The organism is Psychroserpens sp. XS_ASV72, from assembly GCF_041224425.1.
Lineage (GTDB): Bacteria > Bacteroidota > Bacteroidia > Flavobacteriales > Flavobacteriaceae > Psychroserpens.
The window spans coordinates 14,390-30,934 of record NZ_JBGFGL010000071.1 but is presented as its reverse complement, the minus strand read 5'-3'; the positions used below and the strand labels follow the sequence as shown (position 1 = coordinate 30,934).

The 16,545-nt window shown below is 35.2% G+C and carries 16 protein-coding genes and 1 pseudogene; 7 read left to right on the top strand and 10 right to left on the bottom strand.

The genetic code is table 11. The features are described 5' to 3' along the window. Positions 1–31 precede the first annotated feature (31 nt). Together AB9K26_RS03870 and AB9K26_RS03865 are read left to right on the top strand one after the other, a co-directional pair. Positions 32–562: pseudogene (locus tag AB9K26_RS03870) on the top strand (RNA methyltransferase); the annotation flags it as partial. 547 nt (positions 563–1,109) lie between these two features. After that, entirely contained in the window at positions 1,110–1,775 is a 666-nt protein-coding gene (locus AB9K26_RS03865; protein WP_369971224.1) for a class I SAM-dependent methyltransferase, read from the top strand. Between the two features lie 18 nt (positions 1,776–1,793). Here the strand turns inward: AB9K26_RS03865 and AB9K26_RS03860 are convergent, their stop codons facing one another. Together AB9K26_RS03860 and folK are read right to left on the bottom strand one after the other, a co-directional pair. Further along, positions 1,794–2,282: a GyrI-like domain-containing protein gene (locus tag AB9K26_RS03860; protein ID WP_369971223.1), complete on the bottom strand. Its 489-nt coding sequence runs from the start codon at positions 2,280–2,282 to the stop codon at positions 1,794–1,796. Further along, positions 2,279–3,409 carry a 2-amino-4-hydroxy-6-hydroxymethyldihydropteridine diphosphokinase gene (gene folK, locus AB9K26_RS03855; RefSeq protein ID WP_369971222.1) on the bottom strand — a complete coding sequence of 377 codons (1,131 nt, stop codon included), beginning with the start codon at positions 3,407–3,409 and terminating at the stop codon, positions 2,279–2,281. The genes AB9K26_RS03860 and folK overlap by 4 nt, the downstream gene beginning before the upstream one ends. Positions 3,410–3,478: 69 nt before the next feature. On the opposite strand from folK, the gene AB9K26_RS03850 reads away from it, so the two are divergent. The 4 genes from AB9K26_RS03850 (at position 3,479) to rpsU (ending at position 8,152) form a co-directional block, all read left to right on the top strand. Next, positions 3,479–4,183 (top strand): queuosine precursor transporter, encoded by a 705-nt coding sequence (locus tag AB9K26_RS03850; protein WP_369971221.1) that lies wholly within the window; start codon positions 3,479–3,481, stop codon positions 4,181–4,183. A 108-nt stretch (positions 4,184–4,291) separates the two neighbouring features. Next, a complete protein-coding gene (locus AB9K26_RS03845; protein WP_369971220.1) occupies positions 4,292–6,934 on the top strand; it encodes an AsmA-like C-terminal region-containing protein in 2,643 nt (880 codons plus the stop codon). Between the two features lie 135 nt (positions 6,935–7,069). Next, a complete protein-coding gene (locus AB9K26_RS03840; RefSeq protein WP_369971219.1) occupies positions 7,070–7,933 on the top strand; it encodes an RNA polymerase sigma factor RpoD/SigA in 864 nt (287 codons plus the stop codon). A gap of 24 nt (positions 7,934–7,957) precedes the next feature. Further along, entirely contained in the window at positions 7,958–8,152 is a 195-nt protein-coding gene (gene rpsU / locus AB9K26_RS03835; RefSeq protein ID WP_369971218.1) for a 30S ribosomal protein S21, read from the top strand. A gap of 90 nt (positions 8,153–8,242) precedes the next feature. On the opposite strand, the gene AB9K26_RS03830 is transcribed toward rpsU, so the two are convergent. Beyond that, entirely contained in the window at positions 8,243–8,476 is a 234-nt protein-coding gene (locus AB9K26_RS03830; RefSeq protein ID WP_369971217.1) for a hypothetical protein, read from the bottom strand. 74 nt (positions 8,477–8,550) lie between these two features. Continuing rightward, complete coding sequence (locus AB9K26_RS03825; RefSeq protein WP_369971216.1) at positions 8,551–9,345, bottom strand: DUF2797 domain-containing protein; 795 nt, start codon at positions 9,343–9,345, stop codon at positions 8,551–8,553. Between the two features lie 44 nt (positions 9,346–9,389). On the opposite strand from AB9K26_RS03825, the gene AB9K26_RS03820 reads away from it, so the two are divergent. Beyond that, complete coding sequence (locus AB9K26_RS03820) at positions 9,390–10,922, top strand: GH3 auxin-responsive promoter family protein (RefSeq protein WP_369971215.1); 1,533 nt, start codon at positions 9,390–9,392, stop codon at positions 10,920–10,922. A gap of 273 nt (positions 10,923–11,195) precedes the next feature. Here the strand turns inward: AB9K26_RS03820 and clpX are convergent, their stop codons facing one another. From clpX to AB9K26_RS03790, 6 genes are all read right to left on the bottom strand, one after another. Then, positions 11,196–12,428 carry an ATP-dependent Clp protease ATP-binding subunit ClpX gene (clpX, locus tag AB9K26_RS03815; protein WP_369971214.1) on the bottom strand — a complete coding sequence of 411 codons (1,233 nt, stop codon included), beginning with the start codon at positions 12,426–12,428 and terminating at the stop codon, positions 11,196–11,198. A 39-nt stretch (positions 12,429–12,467) separates the two neighbouring features. Next, a complete protein-coding gene (gene clpP, locus AB9K26_RS03810) occupies positions 12,468–13,142 on the bottom strand; it encodes an ATP-dependent Clp endopeptidase proteolytic subunit ClpP (protein ID WP_369971213.1) in 675 nt (224 codons plus the stop codon). Between the two features lie 88 nt (positions 13,143–13,230). Further along, positions 13,231–14,553 carry a trigger factor gene (tig, locus tag AB9K26_RS03805; protein WP_369971212.1) on the bottom strand — a complete coding sequence of 441 codons (1,323 nt, stop codon included), beginning with the start codon at positions 14,551–14,553 and terminating at the stop codon, positions 13,231–13,233. A 76-nt stretch (positions 14,554–14,629) separates the two neighbouring features. Then, positions 14,630–14,983, bottom strand: a complete 354-nt coding sequence (locus AB9K26_RS03800) for a phage holin family protein (RefSeq protein ID WP_369971211.1) — start codon at positions 14,981–14,983, stop codon at positions 14,630–14,632. 11 nt (positions 14,984–14,994) lie between these two features. After that, on the bottom strand, positions 14,995–15,768 hold the full coding sequence (locus tag AB9K26_RS03795; protein WP_369971210.1) for an alpha/beta fold hydrolase: 774 nt from the start codon (positions 15,766–15,768) through the stop codon (positions 14,995–14,997). Continuing rightward, positions 15,768–16,481 carry a pyridoxine 5'-phosphate synthase gene (locus AB9K26_RS03790; RefSeq protein ID WP_369971209.1) on the bottom strand — a complete coding sequence of 238 codons (714 nt, stop codon included), beginning with the start codon at positions 16,479–16,481 and terminating at the stop codon, positions 15,768–15,770. Before AB9K26_RS03790 ends, AB9K26_RS03795 begins: the two co-directional genes overlap by 1 nt. Positions 16,482–16,545: the final 64 nt, after the last annotated feature.

Genomic DNA, 16,545 nt, shown 5'->3' with positions numbered 1-16,545 from the left:
AAGTTATCTACAAAACGTACAAGATTTTAACATGAGAAAACTCAAAAACAGTGAACTTGACCGATTGGATGTTTCCGAATTTAAATCGGCTAAGAAAACACCGCTTATCATTGTATTAGACAACATTAGAAGCTTGAATAACATTGGTTCTGTATTTCGAACCAGCGATGCCTTTTTGATTGAAAAAATCCACCTCTGCGGCATTACTGCCCAACCTCCTCACAACGACATTAGAAAAACGGCTTTGGGAAGCACCAAGACTGTAGATTGGGAACACAATGAACATACCATGGATGTAATCCATAAACTAAAAAACGAAGGCATAAAAATCATATCTATCGAACAAGCCGAAAATGCGACCATGCTCAATGAGTTTCAACCTGAAGACAATCAAAAGTACGCTTTGGTTTTTGGAAATGAGGTAAAAGGTGTCGCACAAGAGGTTGTGGATGCTAGTGATGTCGTCATCGAAATCCCGCAATTTGGGACCAAACATTCCTTAAACATTTCGGTAAGCTGTGGTGTTGTGGTTTGGGATTTATTCTCAAAATTAAAGTCAATAGCTCTGATTTTCGCTCTACTTATCTCGTTCCTAAGTTGTGAAGAAAAAGAAACAAATTTTCAGTTATCTGATTCTGAAAAAGTATATCTAAATAAAGTGATTGACTCTATGTATGAATTGGATCAGGGTGTAAGACATGGATTTGACAAAATTGATTCTCTTCACGGATTGGATAAAGGCTTTATGATGAAACGATTATCTAAAGGTAAAAAAGGATCTGGTGACGAATTTGACTGGTACGATAAAAAAACGGATAGCATTTGGTCTATTATCAAGAAAAATGATAGCCTAAACAGTAGTACATTAATTAACCTTACAAAAACATATGGCTTTCCTAACAACAAAAGACTTGATGCATATACTTCAAAAGCTTATATGTTATTTGTTCATGCTCCAAGCCAACATTTTGATGAAATCACCTCATTAATCCATAAGGAGTTTGAAACTGGCCGAATTTCTGAATACGAAAAAGAGTTTATCTTTTGGCATGCTAAAGGGAGAAAAGGAATGCCTCCAGTCTCTGGCGAAAATGGTGAAGCAATTTGGAATGAGTGACCAATCTAAGAGAACAAAACAACCTTGGCCCACCAAAGCGGTTATGAACCAAATCTACGAACAGCATCTTTGGGGCGGAAGCGACTTTGATTTCTACTCTGGTGAAGGTTCTCATAACCCAAGCATTGTAGAGCCATACCTTAAAGCAGTAATTAGCTTTTTGAAATCGCATAATAACAATTTAACCGTTTGTGATTTAGGTTGTGGCGATTTCAATGTTGGTAAGCAATTATTGAAATACACCAAATCTTACACTGGCATCGATATCGTAGAAGCTTTGATAAAGCGCAACAAAACCAAGTTCAATAATAAAAATCTAGAATTTCAGTGTTTAGATATTTCAAAAGACCAGCTTCCTGTTGCAGATTGCATCATTTTAAGACAAGTGCTTCAACATTTGTCAAATGAAGAAATCCAAAGTATTGTTGAAAACATCAAAACCTACAAATACATTATCCTTACGGAACACATTCCAAGAGATTCTTTTGAACCCAACAAAGATATCATCTCTAGCCAGGGCAACAGACTTAAATACAACAGTGGTGTTGACTTGCTTCGATCACCTTTCGATTTAGAAAGCCACGATAATACCTTAATGTGCAAAACCATCTTAGAAGACAATAAAAGTCAGATTGTTACGACGCTATTGACTTTATAAAACCAATACTAAAAGACATCAGATTTTCTTTTGAACAGGAATCCAAACTGACTCTTCGGTATTGTTTAAGTCCTTGCGATAATTTTCATCTACAATTTCAAAATGCGGTCTATCATCCAAAATATAGTCTGAATTAGGCAACCACTCTTGAAAAATCCTTGCTCTAAATGCTGAAAAATCTTTCATAGATCCTTTATAGTCAAACACAGCATAAGTGCCAGTTGGAATAACAAAGGACTTTATGTCTTTCGGAAGCGCATCAATTTCACTAACTTCAATACCAATCCATTTTTCAAATTCGGAATGTGGATTTGCAGGTGAAAAATCAGGTCCAAAATTTTGAATGGAAAACACATGATTTCCTATTCTGTGATTTACCTCATGACGTCGAGGCATAAATTGCTTTGCAATGTCCTGAGTGTCTTTCATGATATGAACCATACAAGTTTTGGTTCGCATACCAGCTATATATCGATTTGGAATAACTTCAACTCGGAAAGGCATCATGCGTTACAAATTTCATTTAGAATCCAAAGGTAATCTGCTCTATTCTTAACGAAATCACGTTCTGAAATATCAATAATCTTCACATTCAATTCGTTTTGATTTTTCAAGAATTCCAAATACCCTGAATTGATTTTTTCCAAATATGCACTGTCAATATTCTGTTCGTAATCACGACCACGCTTTTTGATATTTTCTTGCAAACGCTCTGTGTTCTGATAGAGATAGATATACAAATCTGGCTTCGCAATATCTTTGTACATCAAATAGAATAATTTTCTGTACAGCTTGAATTCGTCTTCTGGTAAGGTGATTTTTGAAAAAATGAGCGATTTGTAGATATCGTAATCGCTCACAATAAAATCCTTGAATAAATCCAATTGCGATAAATCATCGGAAATTTGCTGATAGCGATCTGCCAAAAATGACATTTCTAAAGTAAAGGCATAACGTTGTGGTGCTTCATAAAACTTTGGCAAAAACGGATTGTCGGCAAAGCGTTCCAAAATCAATTTGGCATTGAAATCATGAGAGATTTTGTGCGATAAGCTTGTCTTTCCAGCACCAATATTCCCTTCAATAGCAATGTAATTTCGTTTGGTGAAATCAAATTGTTTAGAAGGGTTTTTCAACCAAATATTAATGGGTTCTACCAAACTTTCGTCAGAACAATTCTCTAGCAATTCAGCTATGTTCTGCTTCACTATTGGATGCACCACTTTAGAAGCGATATCGTTCAAAGGTTGAAGCACAAACATGCGGTCCTGAAATTTTGGGTGAGGAATCTGTAAGTTTTTATGTTTTACAACCTCATCACTGTAAAGTAGAATGTCTAAATCTATAGTTCTGGACTCATATTCTTTTGAAGTACTTCTTTTACGATCTAACTGCGTTTCAATAGTCAACAACTCTTCCAAAAGATCATTTTCAGACAAATGGGTTTCAATGGAAATACAGGTGTTTAAAAAATCGTCACCTTTAAATCCCATAGCAGGTGTATTATACACTTTTGCAATACTGCATACCTTTCCAACACGTTCAAAAATCAAGTCTATGGCTTTCTGCAGATACTTCAGTCTGTCGCCTTTATTACTACCAAGAGCTATGTAAACGAGGTTAGGTGGATTCATAGGAATTTCAAAATAAGTAAAAGAAATTCACTTTGGCGTATATTTACCGTAAGTATTTATTCACAATTTATGACTACAAAAGACAAACTTCTGGCTCAAAAAATTTATTTATTCTTAGCCGCAATGTTCATTACGTCTTTGGTGGTCTCCAACTTGATATTCCAAAAGTTCTTTTATTGGTATCCGTTTGACATAGAAATCTTTGGCGCTAAGCTTTTTGAAATTTCAGTTGGCTTATTGCCGTATCCGTTAACCTTTCTTATTACAGATTTAATTAGTGAGATTTATGGAAAAAAACGCGCCAATCAAGTTGTTATTGCTGGTATTTTTGCCTCTGTCTTTTCTCTATTGATTATTTTAGTTTCAGATAGTGTTCCTGCCATTGCCAATTCACCTGTAACAGATGATACGTTTACTCTGGTCTTTGGAAATTCCGCCATTGCCGTGTTTGCAAGTATGTCTGCTTATTTGTTTGCACAATTCATCGATATTCAAATCTATCATTTTTGGAAACGCTTGACCCAAGGTCGTCATTTGTGGCTTCGGAATAATTTTTCTACTTGGTTTTCACAATTTGTAGATACTTTTTCCATTGTGTTTCTATTGTGCTCTTTTGGTGTTTTACCTTGGAGTAGTTTTAAAGGCTTGTTGATTAGCGGATTTCTATTCAAGGTTATCGTTGCGGCACTTGACACACCATTTTTGTATTTAGGGGTTTATATTTTCAGAAGGCGATTCAAATTGAAAGTCAACGAGGAAATCAATTTACTCTAACCGCATCATTATTCTGAAGAGGTTAAAATTTTACTAAACTTTAATGTATTTTAAGCCAAAGTGATCTAAGCTTCGTATATATTTATAGCATAAACCGACAACACACGTATGAAAAAAGCACTCAAGATTATTGGCATAAGCATTCTTATCATTTTTTTATTGCTTCTTGCCATTCCTTTTGCATTTCAATCCCAAATCAAAGACATGGTTAAGCGTTTCATCAATGAAAATGTAAACGCCAAAGTGGAATTCAGTGACGTTAGCTTAAGCTTGATTCGCAGTTTTCCTCAAGCACATGTTGAAGTTGATGATTTGATCATTACCAATTTTGAACCTTTTGAAGGTGAAACCTTTGCCACGGCAAAAAATATAGCCTTTACCATGTCGGTTAAGGAACTTTTCAAAACTGCTGATGAGGAGCCAATTGTGGTCAATACCATTACTGTGGATGAAGCTCTTTTAACTCTGAAAACCGATGCTTTAGGAAACATCAATTACGATATTACCAAAGAAAATGAAAACGCTTCCTCTGCTTCAGAAGACAGCACTGGTTTTTCTTTTGACATAGAAGATTATTCCATTAACAACAGTGCGCTAACGTATTTGGACGCAATTTCTAAAACCGAATTATACCTTACAGAGCTCAACCATTCTGGCCATGGCATATTCTCTGCGGAAGATTCAGAACTGGACACAAAAACTACCAGCCATGTGAGCATGAGCATTGACAGCACCTCATATCTCACCAATAATATTGTGACTTTAGATGCACTTATTGGCATGGATTTGAACAAACAGAAGTACACTTTTAAAGATAACAAAGGTTACATCAATCAATTACCTCTAGAATTTAAAGGTTATGTACAAATATTGGAAGACGGACAAGACATCGATATCACATTTGAAAATCCGGAATCTTCTTTTAAGGATTTTCTTGCCGTGATTCCTGAAGCGTACTCAAAGAACATTGAAGATGTGGAAACTTCAGGTGATTTTAAGGTGAATGGCATCATTAAAGGTAAAATTACAGAAGAGACCATTCCAACTTTAGATATAAAAATTGCTTCAAAAAATGCTTCTTTCAAATATCCAAACTTACCTAAGCGTGTCGATCAAATCACGATTGACACAGCCATTAAAAATGAAACTGGAAAGCCTGAAGACACTTACGTTGACATTAAAACATTGAACTTTAAAATTGATAATGATGTCTTCAAATCTTCAGCAGTGATTCAAAATATAACTGAAAACATCTTTGTCAACGCCAATATCGATGGTACTTTGAATCTTGGAAATTTGACCAAGGCTTATCCTATCGATTTCGATAAGCAACTCAGTGGTGTTTTGAAAACTAAGCTCAATACACAGTTTGACATGAATGCCATTGAAACCAATGCTTATGAACGCATTAAAAATAAAGGTACAGCCAGCATAACCGATTTTGTATTTTCTTCGGAAGACATTGTCAATCCGATTCAAATCAATAAAGCTGATATGAGCTTTAATCCTGGAAATGTCAAACTCAATAGTTTTGACGCTAGAACTGGAAGCAGCGATTTTTCAGCTACAGGAAATATTAAAAACCTACTTGGTTTTTTGTTAAGTGATAGAAAATTACAAGGTCAATTTGATGTAATATCCAATAATTTTGTAATCAGTGATTTCATGGTCGAAGATGAATCGGCTACAGAAAGTTCCAATAAAACAACCTCTGATGGAGAATCGTTGAAAATTCCTGAATTTCTAGATTGTAGCCTTAATGCCAAAGCCAATACAGTGGTTTATGACAATTTAACGCTTAGCAACGTTACAGGTTTCTTAAGCATCAAAGACCAAGAAGCCAATTTACAAAACATGACCAGTAATTTGTTTGGTGGAAAATTAGCCATTACTGGAAAAGTGTCAACCAAAACAGATACACCTATTTTCAACCTGAATCTTGGAGCAGATGGCTTTGATATCGCCCAATCATTTAATGGGATGGAATTGTTTCAAAATCTAGCACCAATTGCCAAAGCCTTACAAGGAAAACTGAATACACTTATCAATCTTCAAGGAACTTTAGATCATGAGTTTTCTCCAAACTTAAATACCTTAACTGGAAATGCTTTTGCTGAATTATTGACTACTCAAATAGATCCAAAGGAAGGTTCAGTATTGAATAAACTAGAAGGAGCCTTATCGTTTGTAGACTTTAGTAAATTGGACCTAAAGGATTTGAAGGCCAATCTTGACTTTTCAGAAGGAAAGGTGAATGTGAAGCCTTTTGATTTAAAATATAAGGATATTGGCATTAAGGTATCAGGTTCTCACAGCTTCAGCAAAACCATAGATTACCAAGCGGTTTTTGATGTACCAGCGAAGTATTTGGGAAGTGAGGTAAACCGTCTTATTGGAAAAATTAATGATGATCAAGTTTCAAATATCACTATTCCAGTCACTGCCAATATCACAGGAAATTATTCGAGTCCGCAAGTTAAAACCGACTTGACCAGTGGTGTTTCCAATTTGACCCAACAACTTATTGAAATTGAAAAGCAAAAACTCATTGGGAAAGGCAAAGACAAAGTCAATGATTTATTGGGCGGACTTTTAGGTGGCAACACAAAAGATTCTAAAAATGATTCCACAACTGTAAAAACTGATACTACAAAAACCAAAAGCGATCCTATTAAAGAAGGAGTCAAAAATGTTCTTGGTAATATTTTAGGCGGAAAAAACAAAAAGAAAGATTCGGTTCAAAACAACTGATTTTCAGCTGTAAACGTTATAGAAATCTTAAAACCAACTACTTTTTTGTTAGATTTTTACAAAGAAGTAAAGATTTATTTGCTTTTTTCAAATTAAAAGTTAGATTGTAGCTTGCGAACTTTTTAAAACTAGTACATGAGGCAATTAAAGATTACCAAACAAGTTACCAACCGCGAATCTAAATCACTTGACAAATACCTACAGGACATAAGTAAACTTCCAATGATTACTGCTGAAGAAGAAGTTGAACTTGCCCAACGCATACGAGAAGGAGATCAAGCCGCTCTAGATAAGCTCACAACGGCTAACTTACGTTTTGTAGTTTCAGTTGCTAAACAATATCAAAACCAAGGTCTGACACTTCCAGATTTAATCAATGAAGGAAATGCTGGCTTAGTTAAAGCTGCAAAACGTTTTGATGAAACCAGAGGTTTTAAGTTTATTTCTTATGCCGTATGGTGGATTAGACAAGCCATATTACAAGCTTTGGCTGAGCAATCTAGGATTGTAAGATTACCATTGAATAAGATTGGCTCCATTAATAAAATCAACAAGACCTTTTCCCACTTAGAGCAAACCCATCAAAGAGCACCTAGTGCTGAGGAGATTGCTAAGGAATTGGATATGACTGTTACAGAAGTGAAGCAGTCACTGAAAAACTCAGGACGACACTTGTCAATGGATGCACCTTTAAAAGAAGGGGAAACTTCTAGCTTATACGATGTTGTAAAGTCTGGTGAATCTCCAAATCCAGACAAACAACTTATGAGCGAGTCCTTAAGCGTTGAAATTGATCGTGCCTTAAATACGTTATCTCAAAAGGAAAGTGATGTCATTCGCTTAAACTTTGGACTAAGCAACGAGCCACCAATGACTTTAGATGAAATTGGAGCTACTTTTGATTTGACCAGAGAACGTGTTAGACAAATCAGAGAAAAAGGAATTAGACGTTTGCGTCAAGATTCAAAAAACAAAATATTAAAAACCTATTTAGGGTAAACCATTAACCATTAAAACACATAGATGATAAAAATTTTAGTAAAAGAAGGCGAAAGCATCGAACGTGCATTGAAACGTTACAAGAGAAAACACAGAAACGTTAAAACGATGCAAAACATTCGTGAAAATCAATTTTTCACCAAACCTTCAGTAAAGCGTAGAAGAGAAATACAAAAAGCAGCTTATATCCAAAACTTAAGAGATCAAGAAGACGTATAATCTCTTATTAAAAGGACTACATACTGTAATAAAAAAAGCACATCGTTTTGTTTAAAAACAATGTGCTTTTTTTGGTTTATACAGATGGTTCTATCTGAAATTTTCATATTGAGAAATAGGATGATCTTCATAAAAGTCCTTAAAGGTTTTATTGGTAGTATAAGTATCCCTTAAGACTTTATAAACCATAATAAGGACAAATAATTGTCCGATACACATGGTATAAAATACCCAACTAAAGGCCAAATCCATAGAGACCATAATAGTGAGTGTTACTAACATAATTGTGGTCAATACCACATAAAACATAACTGGAACCTTCATAGCTTTTTTTATTTCTAAAATACTAAAAAGCAGAGGCTTATAACAACTATCGACTTATAAAATTACGTTAATGTTTATGATATGGTAAATTTTACGACAAGGCCTTCATTTGCTCTTACATTAAAAACGGTGTTATCTTCAAAAATGAGATATTGGCCTTTTACACCAACCAATTTACCAGTATAATTTCCTTTTTTCTCGATATTGAGACTTTGTGGTTTTTCAGGATATTGAAGAACTGGAAACTCTAAATTGGTTTCAGAATTTGAAGCAATATAATACGCCTGCGCCTCTTCGGGAATATAGGTCTTCAGACGTTCTCTCCACTCGACCAAATCTTCATCCTTAACGTCATTTTTAAGCATATTTCGCCAATTGGTTTTGTCTGAAACATGATCTTTTAAGGCTACTTCTGTGATACCAGCTAAATAACGATTGGGTACTTCAACAATTTCAATGGCTTCATGAGCACCTTGGTCAATCCATCGTGTAGGAACTTGACTCTTACGCGTCACGCCAACCTTAACGTTGCTTGAGTTAGCCAAGTACACAATATGTGGTTGCAACTGTACTTTCTTTTCATATTCCAAATCACGATCTTCCTTACCTAAATGTGCGGTACTCAATTCTGGCCTCATAATCCACTCTCCTGCTTGTGGAATATCAAAAAAATCTTCCTTACAAAACCCTTGTCTGTAAATAGGTTTGTTCAAACCACATTTTAAACATTGGTATTTTACGAATTCCATCGAAAGAGTTTTACCAAGTAACTGATTCATATTCAAGAAGTCATTCTCCATAACCAAATAATATTGGATAGGATGTGCGAATTCGGTTTCCATTTTTGTTAAAACACCTTGATAAAACATATAAAAAAAAGTATTATTTTTAAAAACATAAAGATACTAGAAAAATGCCGATTCCTTTAGTAAATTCAATTGCATCATGGTTTTTAAAAAAGCGATTTCACCAAATCGAACTGTTTTTAAAATACCCAAATGAAGTGCAAAATGAATTACTATTTCACTTATTGAATAAAGCTAAGGATACCGAGTTTGGAAAAAAATACGATTTCGACTCTATAAAGAACTACAAAACCTTTTCAGAACGAATTCCAGTATCTACCTACGAGGACTACAAAAATGTCATTGAACGTTCTCGATTGGGTGAAACCAACATTTTTTGGCCAAGTCCGATAAAATGGTTTGCTAAATCTAGTGGCACAACCAATGCCAAAAGTAAATTTATTCCTGTGAGTGCAGAATCTCTGGAAGATTGTCATTATGCGGCAAGTAAAGATTTGCTTTGTATGTATCTCAACAACAACGAAGATTCACAATTGTTCACTGGAAAGAGCCTTCGACTTGGAGGCAGTAAAGAACTCTACAAAGAAAACGGTACTGTGTTTGGCGATTTGTCTGCCATATTGATTGATAACATGCCTTTTTGGGCCGAGTTCAGTAGTACACCCAGTAATCGTGTGTCATTAATGAGTGATTGGGAAACTAAAATGCAAGCTATAGTTGATGAGACCATCAATGAAAACGTAACCAGTTTGGCTGGTGTGCCTTCGTGGATGTTGGTGTTATTGAATAATGTATTGGAGACCACTGGAAAAGAAAATCTTTTTGACGTATGGCCTAATTTGGAAGTGTATTTTCATGGCGGTGTGAGTTTTGTGCCTTATGCCGATCAATATAAAGCGATACTACCTAAATCGGATTTTAGATATTACGAAATTTATAATGCTTCGGAAGGCTTCTTTGCAATTCAGGATCAAAACAATAGCAGTGAATTATTATTGATGTTAGATTATGGTATTTTCTATGAATTTATTCCGATGGATACTTATGGAACTCCAAATCAAAAAGTGATTCCATTAAGTGAGGTTGAAACTGATGTGAACTACGCTGTAATTATAACCACTAATGCAGGACTTTGGCGATATAAAATTGGTGATACGATTCGGTTTACTTCTACCAATCCTTATAGAATAAAGGTCTCTGGACGCACAAAACACCACATCAATGCTTTTGGTGAAGAACTCATTATTGAAAATGCCGAGGACGCGCTTAGACGTGTCTGTAAATCCTGCAATGCTGAAATTGTAGACTATACAGCGGCTCCTGTATTTATGAAAGGTAAAGAAAAAGGATCGCACGAATGGTTGATAGAATTTAAAAATCCGCCACAAAACGTAGATCAATTTAAGGAAGAATTGGATCAAGCGCTCCAATCCTTAAATTCAGATTATGAGGCCAAGCGTTATAACAACATGACCTTAAACATGCCTGAGGTTCACATAGCCAGAGAGCACTTATTTTACGATTGGTTAAAAAAACATAACAAGCTTGGTGGTCAACATAAAATTCCTCGTTTATCGAACAACAGGGAATATATGGATGAATTACTTCAGCTTAATGCAACTGCAACTTCAACAAGTTGATTACCTTTTAACAATTTCTCCGACGAACGGTATCAGAATTTTACCACATAACGAGTATTTAATTCGATTCGTCCAAAACAGTAAAAAGCAGTTGTATAAATGCTAGAATTGACTTTATATTTACATCGTAACAAACAAAAACGCTGTTAGTTTAAACCCTTGAAAGTTTAGAATAACATCAACATATTGTTTAGCAATATTAATTTTTAAATCCAAATAAAAAACCACTCCTAAAGAGTGGTTTTAATTTTTTATAGCACTTGAAACTAGGTGTCAAGAAACTGCTTTCAAACGTTTCAATGTTGTCTTTTCCAGCTTGTTTTCAGCATAAGTTTTAGTCACATGAAGCTTTTTCTCTTCACCACTTGGCAATTCAAACATTGCATCGGTTAAGATTTCTTCACATAGGGAACGTAAACCTCTAGCTCCTAACTTATACTCAATAGCTTTATCTACTATAAAATCCAATGCACCATCTGTAATACTAAACTCGATATCATCCATAGCAAACAACTTTTTGTACTGTTTGATAATGGCATTCTTTGGTTCGGTTAAAATAGCTCTAAGCGTTTTAGCATCCAAAGGATTCATATAGGTAAGCACAGGTAAACGACCGATGATTTCTGGAATCAATCCAAAGTCTTTTAAATCTTTTGGAATGATATATTTCAGTAAATTATCGACATCTAACTTAGCATCTTCATGAGCCGCTTTATAACCAATTGCGGCAAGATTTAGTCGTTTAGAAATTTTCTTTTCAATACCATCAAAAGCACCTCCTGCAATGAAGAGGATATTTTCGGTGTTGACTTCGATGAATTTCTGATCTGGATGCTTTCTTCCTCCTTTAGGTGGCACGTTAACCGTTGTTCCTTCTAAAAGTTTTAAGAGTGCTTGTTGCACACCTTCTCCAGAAACATCTCTCGTGATTGATGGGTTATCACTCTTTCGAGCAATCTTATCGATTTCATCAATAAAGACAATTCCTTTTTCAGCTTTTTCTAAACTATAATCTGCAGCTTGAAGCAAACGCGTTAAAATACTTTCTACATCTTCACCAACATATCCAGCTTCCGTTAATACGGTTGCATCAACTATGGCCAAAGGAACATTCAACATTTTGGCGACTGTTTTCGCCATTAGTGTTTTTCCCGTTCCTGTTTGACCAACCATAATGATGTTACTCTTTTGGATTTCAATATCATCATCACTTGGTGGTTGCAGCAAGCGTTTATAATGATTATAAACGGCAACTGACATTACCTTTTTGGTATATTCTTGTCCGATGATATATTCATCGAGAAATTCCTTGATTTGCAATGGCTTTCTGAGCATTAACTCAGAAGACAGTTCCGCATTATCCATCTGTTTGGATTCCTCCAAAACAATACCATGCGCCTGTTCGATACAACGGTCACAAATATGAGCGTCGAGACCAGCGATCAATAAATTGGTTTCTGGCTTTTTCCTACCACAAAACGAACATTCTAATTCTTCCTTTGCCATGTGTTTGTTTCAAACGTAAAACCTAAAGTCTTACAGTATTTATCCTTTTGACAGCACTTCGTCTATCATTCCATATTCTTTTGCCTTGTCGGCTTTCATCCAATAATCACGATCACTATCCTCGTAAATTTTATCGTAATCCTGACCAGAGTGTTTACTTATGATTTTATATAACTCCTCTTTAAGGGTCAATATTTCACGAGCTGTAATTTCAATATCACTAGCTTGACCTTGAGCACCTCCTAAAGGTTGGTGAATCATAACACGAGAATGTGTTAAACCACTGCGTTTTCCTTTTTCTCCAGCACACAACAAAACAGCTCCCATAGATGCTGCCATCCCTGTACAAATAGTTGCTACGTCAGGCTTGATCAATTGCATGGTATCGTAAATTCCTAAGCCTGCATACACGCTTCCTCCTGGCGAATTGATATAAATTTGAATATCTTTTGAAGCATCTGTACTTTCCAAAAACAACAATTGTGCTTGAATGATATTAGCCACCTGATCGTTAATTGCGGTTCCCATAAAAATGATTCGATCCATCATTAAACGTGAGAACACATCAAATATAGCGATGTTCATTTGGCGCTCTTCAATAATGTTAGGTGTTAATGAAGTTGGATACATACTACTAACGATTTTATCGTAGTATGTGCTACTGATGCCTTGATCTTTTATAGCAAATTTTTCAAATTCTTTTGCGTAATTCATGTAATGTTTTTCAATTAAGTTGATGTGAAACAAAAAAGCGTAAAACCGTTAAGTTTTACGCTCAAATATACTAATTAATATCTATTTTCTAACCGTAAAACTCTTTTACAAAGTCGTCGTAAGTTATCTTTTTTGTCTTTAAGTTCGCTTCGGATTTGTAAAGGTTTAACAGTTTCTGACTCATTAATTGCTCAGACATACGTTTTACCTCATCTTTATTTGACAGGACACGCGAAGCAATCCCTTCAAGTTCTTCATCTGATGGATTCATTTGTCCGAATTGTGCCATTTGTGCTTTGATCATGTCTTTGGCATGTGCTTTAAGATCTTCAAAATTAACCTGAAGGTCATATTTTTCAATCAGTTTACCTTCAATTAATTGGTAGCGCATACTTTTTTCAGACTTTTCGTATTCTTCTTTAGCCTGTTCAGCATCCATGGTTTCCTCACCAGCTGTTTGCATCCACTTTTGAAGAAATTCAGCAGGCAACTCAAATTTGGTGTTATCAACTAAATATTCGGTAACATCGTTGAGCAACTTTTGATCACCTTGTTGCGCAAATTGTTTTTCAGAATCAACCTTAATCTTTTCTTTTAATTCGGTTACAGAAGTAACGTTTCCTTTTCCAAATAATTTATCAAACAATTCCTGATCTAAGTCAGCAAGCTCTCTTGTGTTGATTTCGTTAATGGTAAAATTAACTTCAATGTCCAATCCATGAGCATTATCATGAGACACTTTTAAATAGGTCATCAAATCGTGATCGTCATTAAATAAGCCTTTTGTTTTTAAAGTAATTACATCACCAACTTTAGCACCTACAAACTGTTTTTCAGTAGATTTTCCTTTAAACTTATCTAAAGTTATGGTCGTTGTGTTATTGATTCCTTTTTCTTCGTTTTCAAAAACACCTGTGATTTCAGAGTCTTTAGCAACAGTATCTTGGGAAATGATTTTACCATATTGCTTTCTAATGTGCTCAACTTGATTGTCGATCATTTTATCATCGGCAACAATATTGTAGTGCGTAATTGGCTTTTTACTTTTTAAGTCAACCTCAAAATCAGGAGCCAATCCCAATTCAAACTCAAAAGAAAAAGAATCTGCATCCCAATCTAAATCCTCTTGAGGTTTTGGCAATGGATTTCCAAGTACGTCTAATTTTTCTTCCGTTAGGTATTTTCCTAAAGCTTCTTGTAAAAGCTTGTTAACCTCATCAACCAAAACTGCTTTACCGTATTGCTTCTTAACCATACCCATTGGCACATGTCCTTTTCTAAAACCAGGAATGTTTGCCGACTTGCGGTAATCGCTTAGTATTTTCTCAACTTTATCGCTGTAATCTTCTTTAGCGATATCAACCTTTACCACTGCATTTAATGCATCAATGTTTTCTCTTGTGATGTTCATTATTTAATCATATCAAAATTGGGCTGCAAAAATACGACAATTTTTACAACCCAACAATATTTTAACCTACTGATTGTTAGCTCTTTTTTTTCTCTTCTTTTAGCAACGAATAGGCTATAGACTGAGTAAATGAAAGTAAGATGCTAAATAGCAATGCAGTCCAGAAACCACTCACTCCAAATCCGTCGATAAATTTATCTGCCAATAAGACGATACAAGCATTAATAACCAACAAAAACAACCCTAAGGTTACTATAGTAATTGGTATGGTAAGAATCACGAGTATTGGTTTTAAGATAGCATTCAACAATGCCAAAACAATTGCAACAATAATTGCTGCAGCAAAGCCACTTACAGCTACTCCAGGTAGAAAATGCGCCAATAGCAAAACAATGCCTGCTGTAATTAAAAGTCGGATGATAAGGTTCATAAGTTTACGATTTATGTATTAAATGTAACAAATTTTGTCACAGCATCATAAAAATCAGTTGGGTTTTCAGCATGTAACCAATGACCAGCATTAGCAATAGTAATGATTTCAGCTAGTGGAAAATGTTGCTTGATTAAAGGCTCATCATTAGGCATAACGTACTCACTTTTATCGCCTCGAAGAAACAACACTGGTTTTTCAAACCTTGCGTGCATTGGTAAGGCTTCACCTACTTCGGTAACATTATCTTTTAACACTTCTAAATTAATACGTAGTCCCAACTGTCCTTTTTCAACCCAATACAGGTTTTTCAATAAAAATAGTCGCACACCTGTTTGAGGAACATATTGAGAAAGCACGTCATCTGCTTCACCTCTACTTTCAATCTTAGAAAAATCTAAGGCGCTCAAACCATTTAGAATGGTGTCGTGGTGGACAGGATAAAAACGCGGACTAATATCAGCAACAATCAATTTTGAGACGTATTCTGGGTAAAGAGTCGCAAACAACATCGCTGCTTTTCCACCCATAGAATGCCCTAAAAGCACACAATCTTTCAGTTCATATTCATCGCAATATTTTTTTAGATCTTCAGCTAGAACTTCATAATTAAATTCGTCATCATGAAAACTTCTTCCGTGATTTCTTTGATCTAACAAATGCACTTGAAATCCGACTTCACTAAATCTTGTCCCTAGTGTTTTCCAATTATCACTCATTCCTAGGAATCCATGAAGGATAATAAACGGTTTTCCTTCGCCAAGTATATTAGATTGTAATATCATTACTTAAGTTTATGGAGATACATCTGAACAACATTTTCAATACCCAAATATAGACTTTCGGCTACTAAGGCATGACCAATGGAAACCTCTAAAAGCCCAGGAATATTATCTTTAAAGAACTTGATGTTTTTGAGTGACAAATCATGTCCAGCATTAACACCTAAACCAATTTCATTGGCCAGTTCAGCTGCTTTTGTGAATGGTTCAATAGCGGATTGATTTCCTAAACCATATTGATGAGCATAGCTTTCGGTGTAGAGTTCAATTCGATCAGTTCCAGTAGCCTTAGCACCTTCAATCATTTTCAAAACAGGATCGACAAAAATAGAGGTGCGAATACCGTTGGATTTAAACTCTGAAATCACACCTGTTAAAAACTCTTTATTTTTAACAGTATCCCAACCAGCATCAGAAGTCAAGGCATCAACAGCATCTGGAACCAAGGTAACTTGAGTTGGTTTCACTTCAAGCACCAAATCCATAAAAGATTTGATAGGATTACCTTCAACATTGAATTCCGTATATACTTCCGGTTTTAAATCTCTAGTATCCTGATACTTGATATGGCGCTCATCTGGTCTAGGATGAACCGTGACTCCTTCGGCACCAAATCGTTGTACATCTTTAGCAAATTGAACAACATTTGGCACATCTCCACCTCTTGAATTGCGCAAGGTGGCAATCTTGTTGATATTTACACTTAGCTTCGTCATTAAATTGAGTTTATGTCACAAAAATACAAAGTCATTCGTGCTTTTTTGTGCTTATTTTTAATTA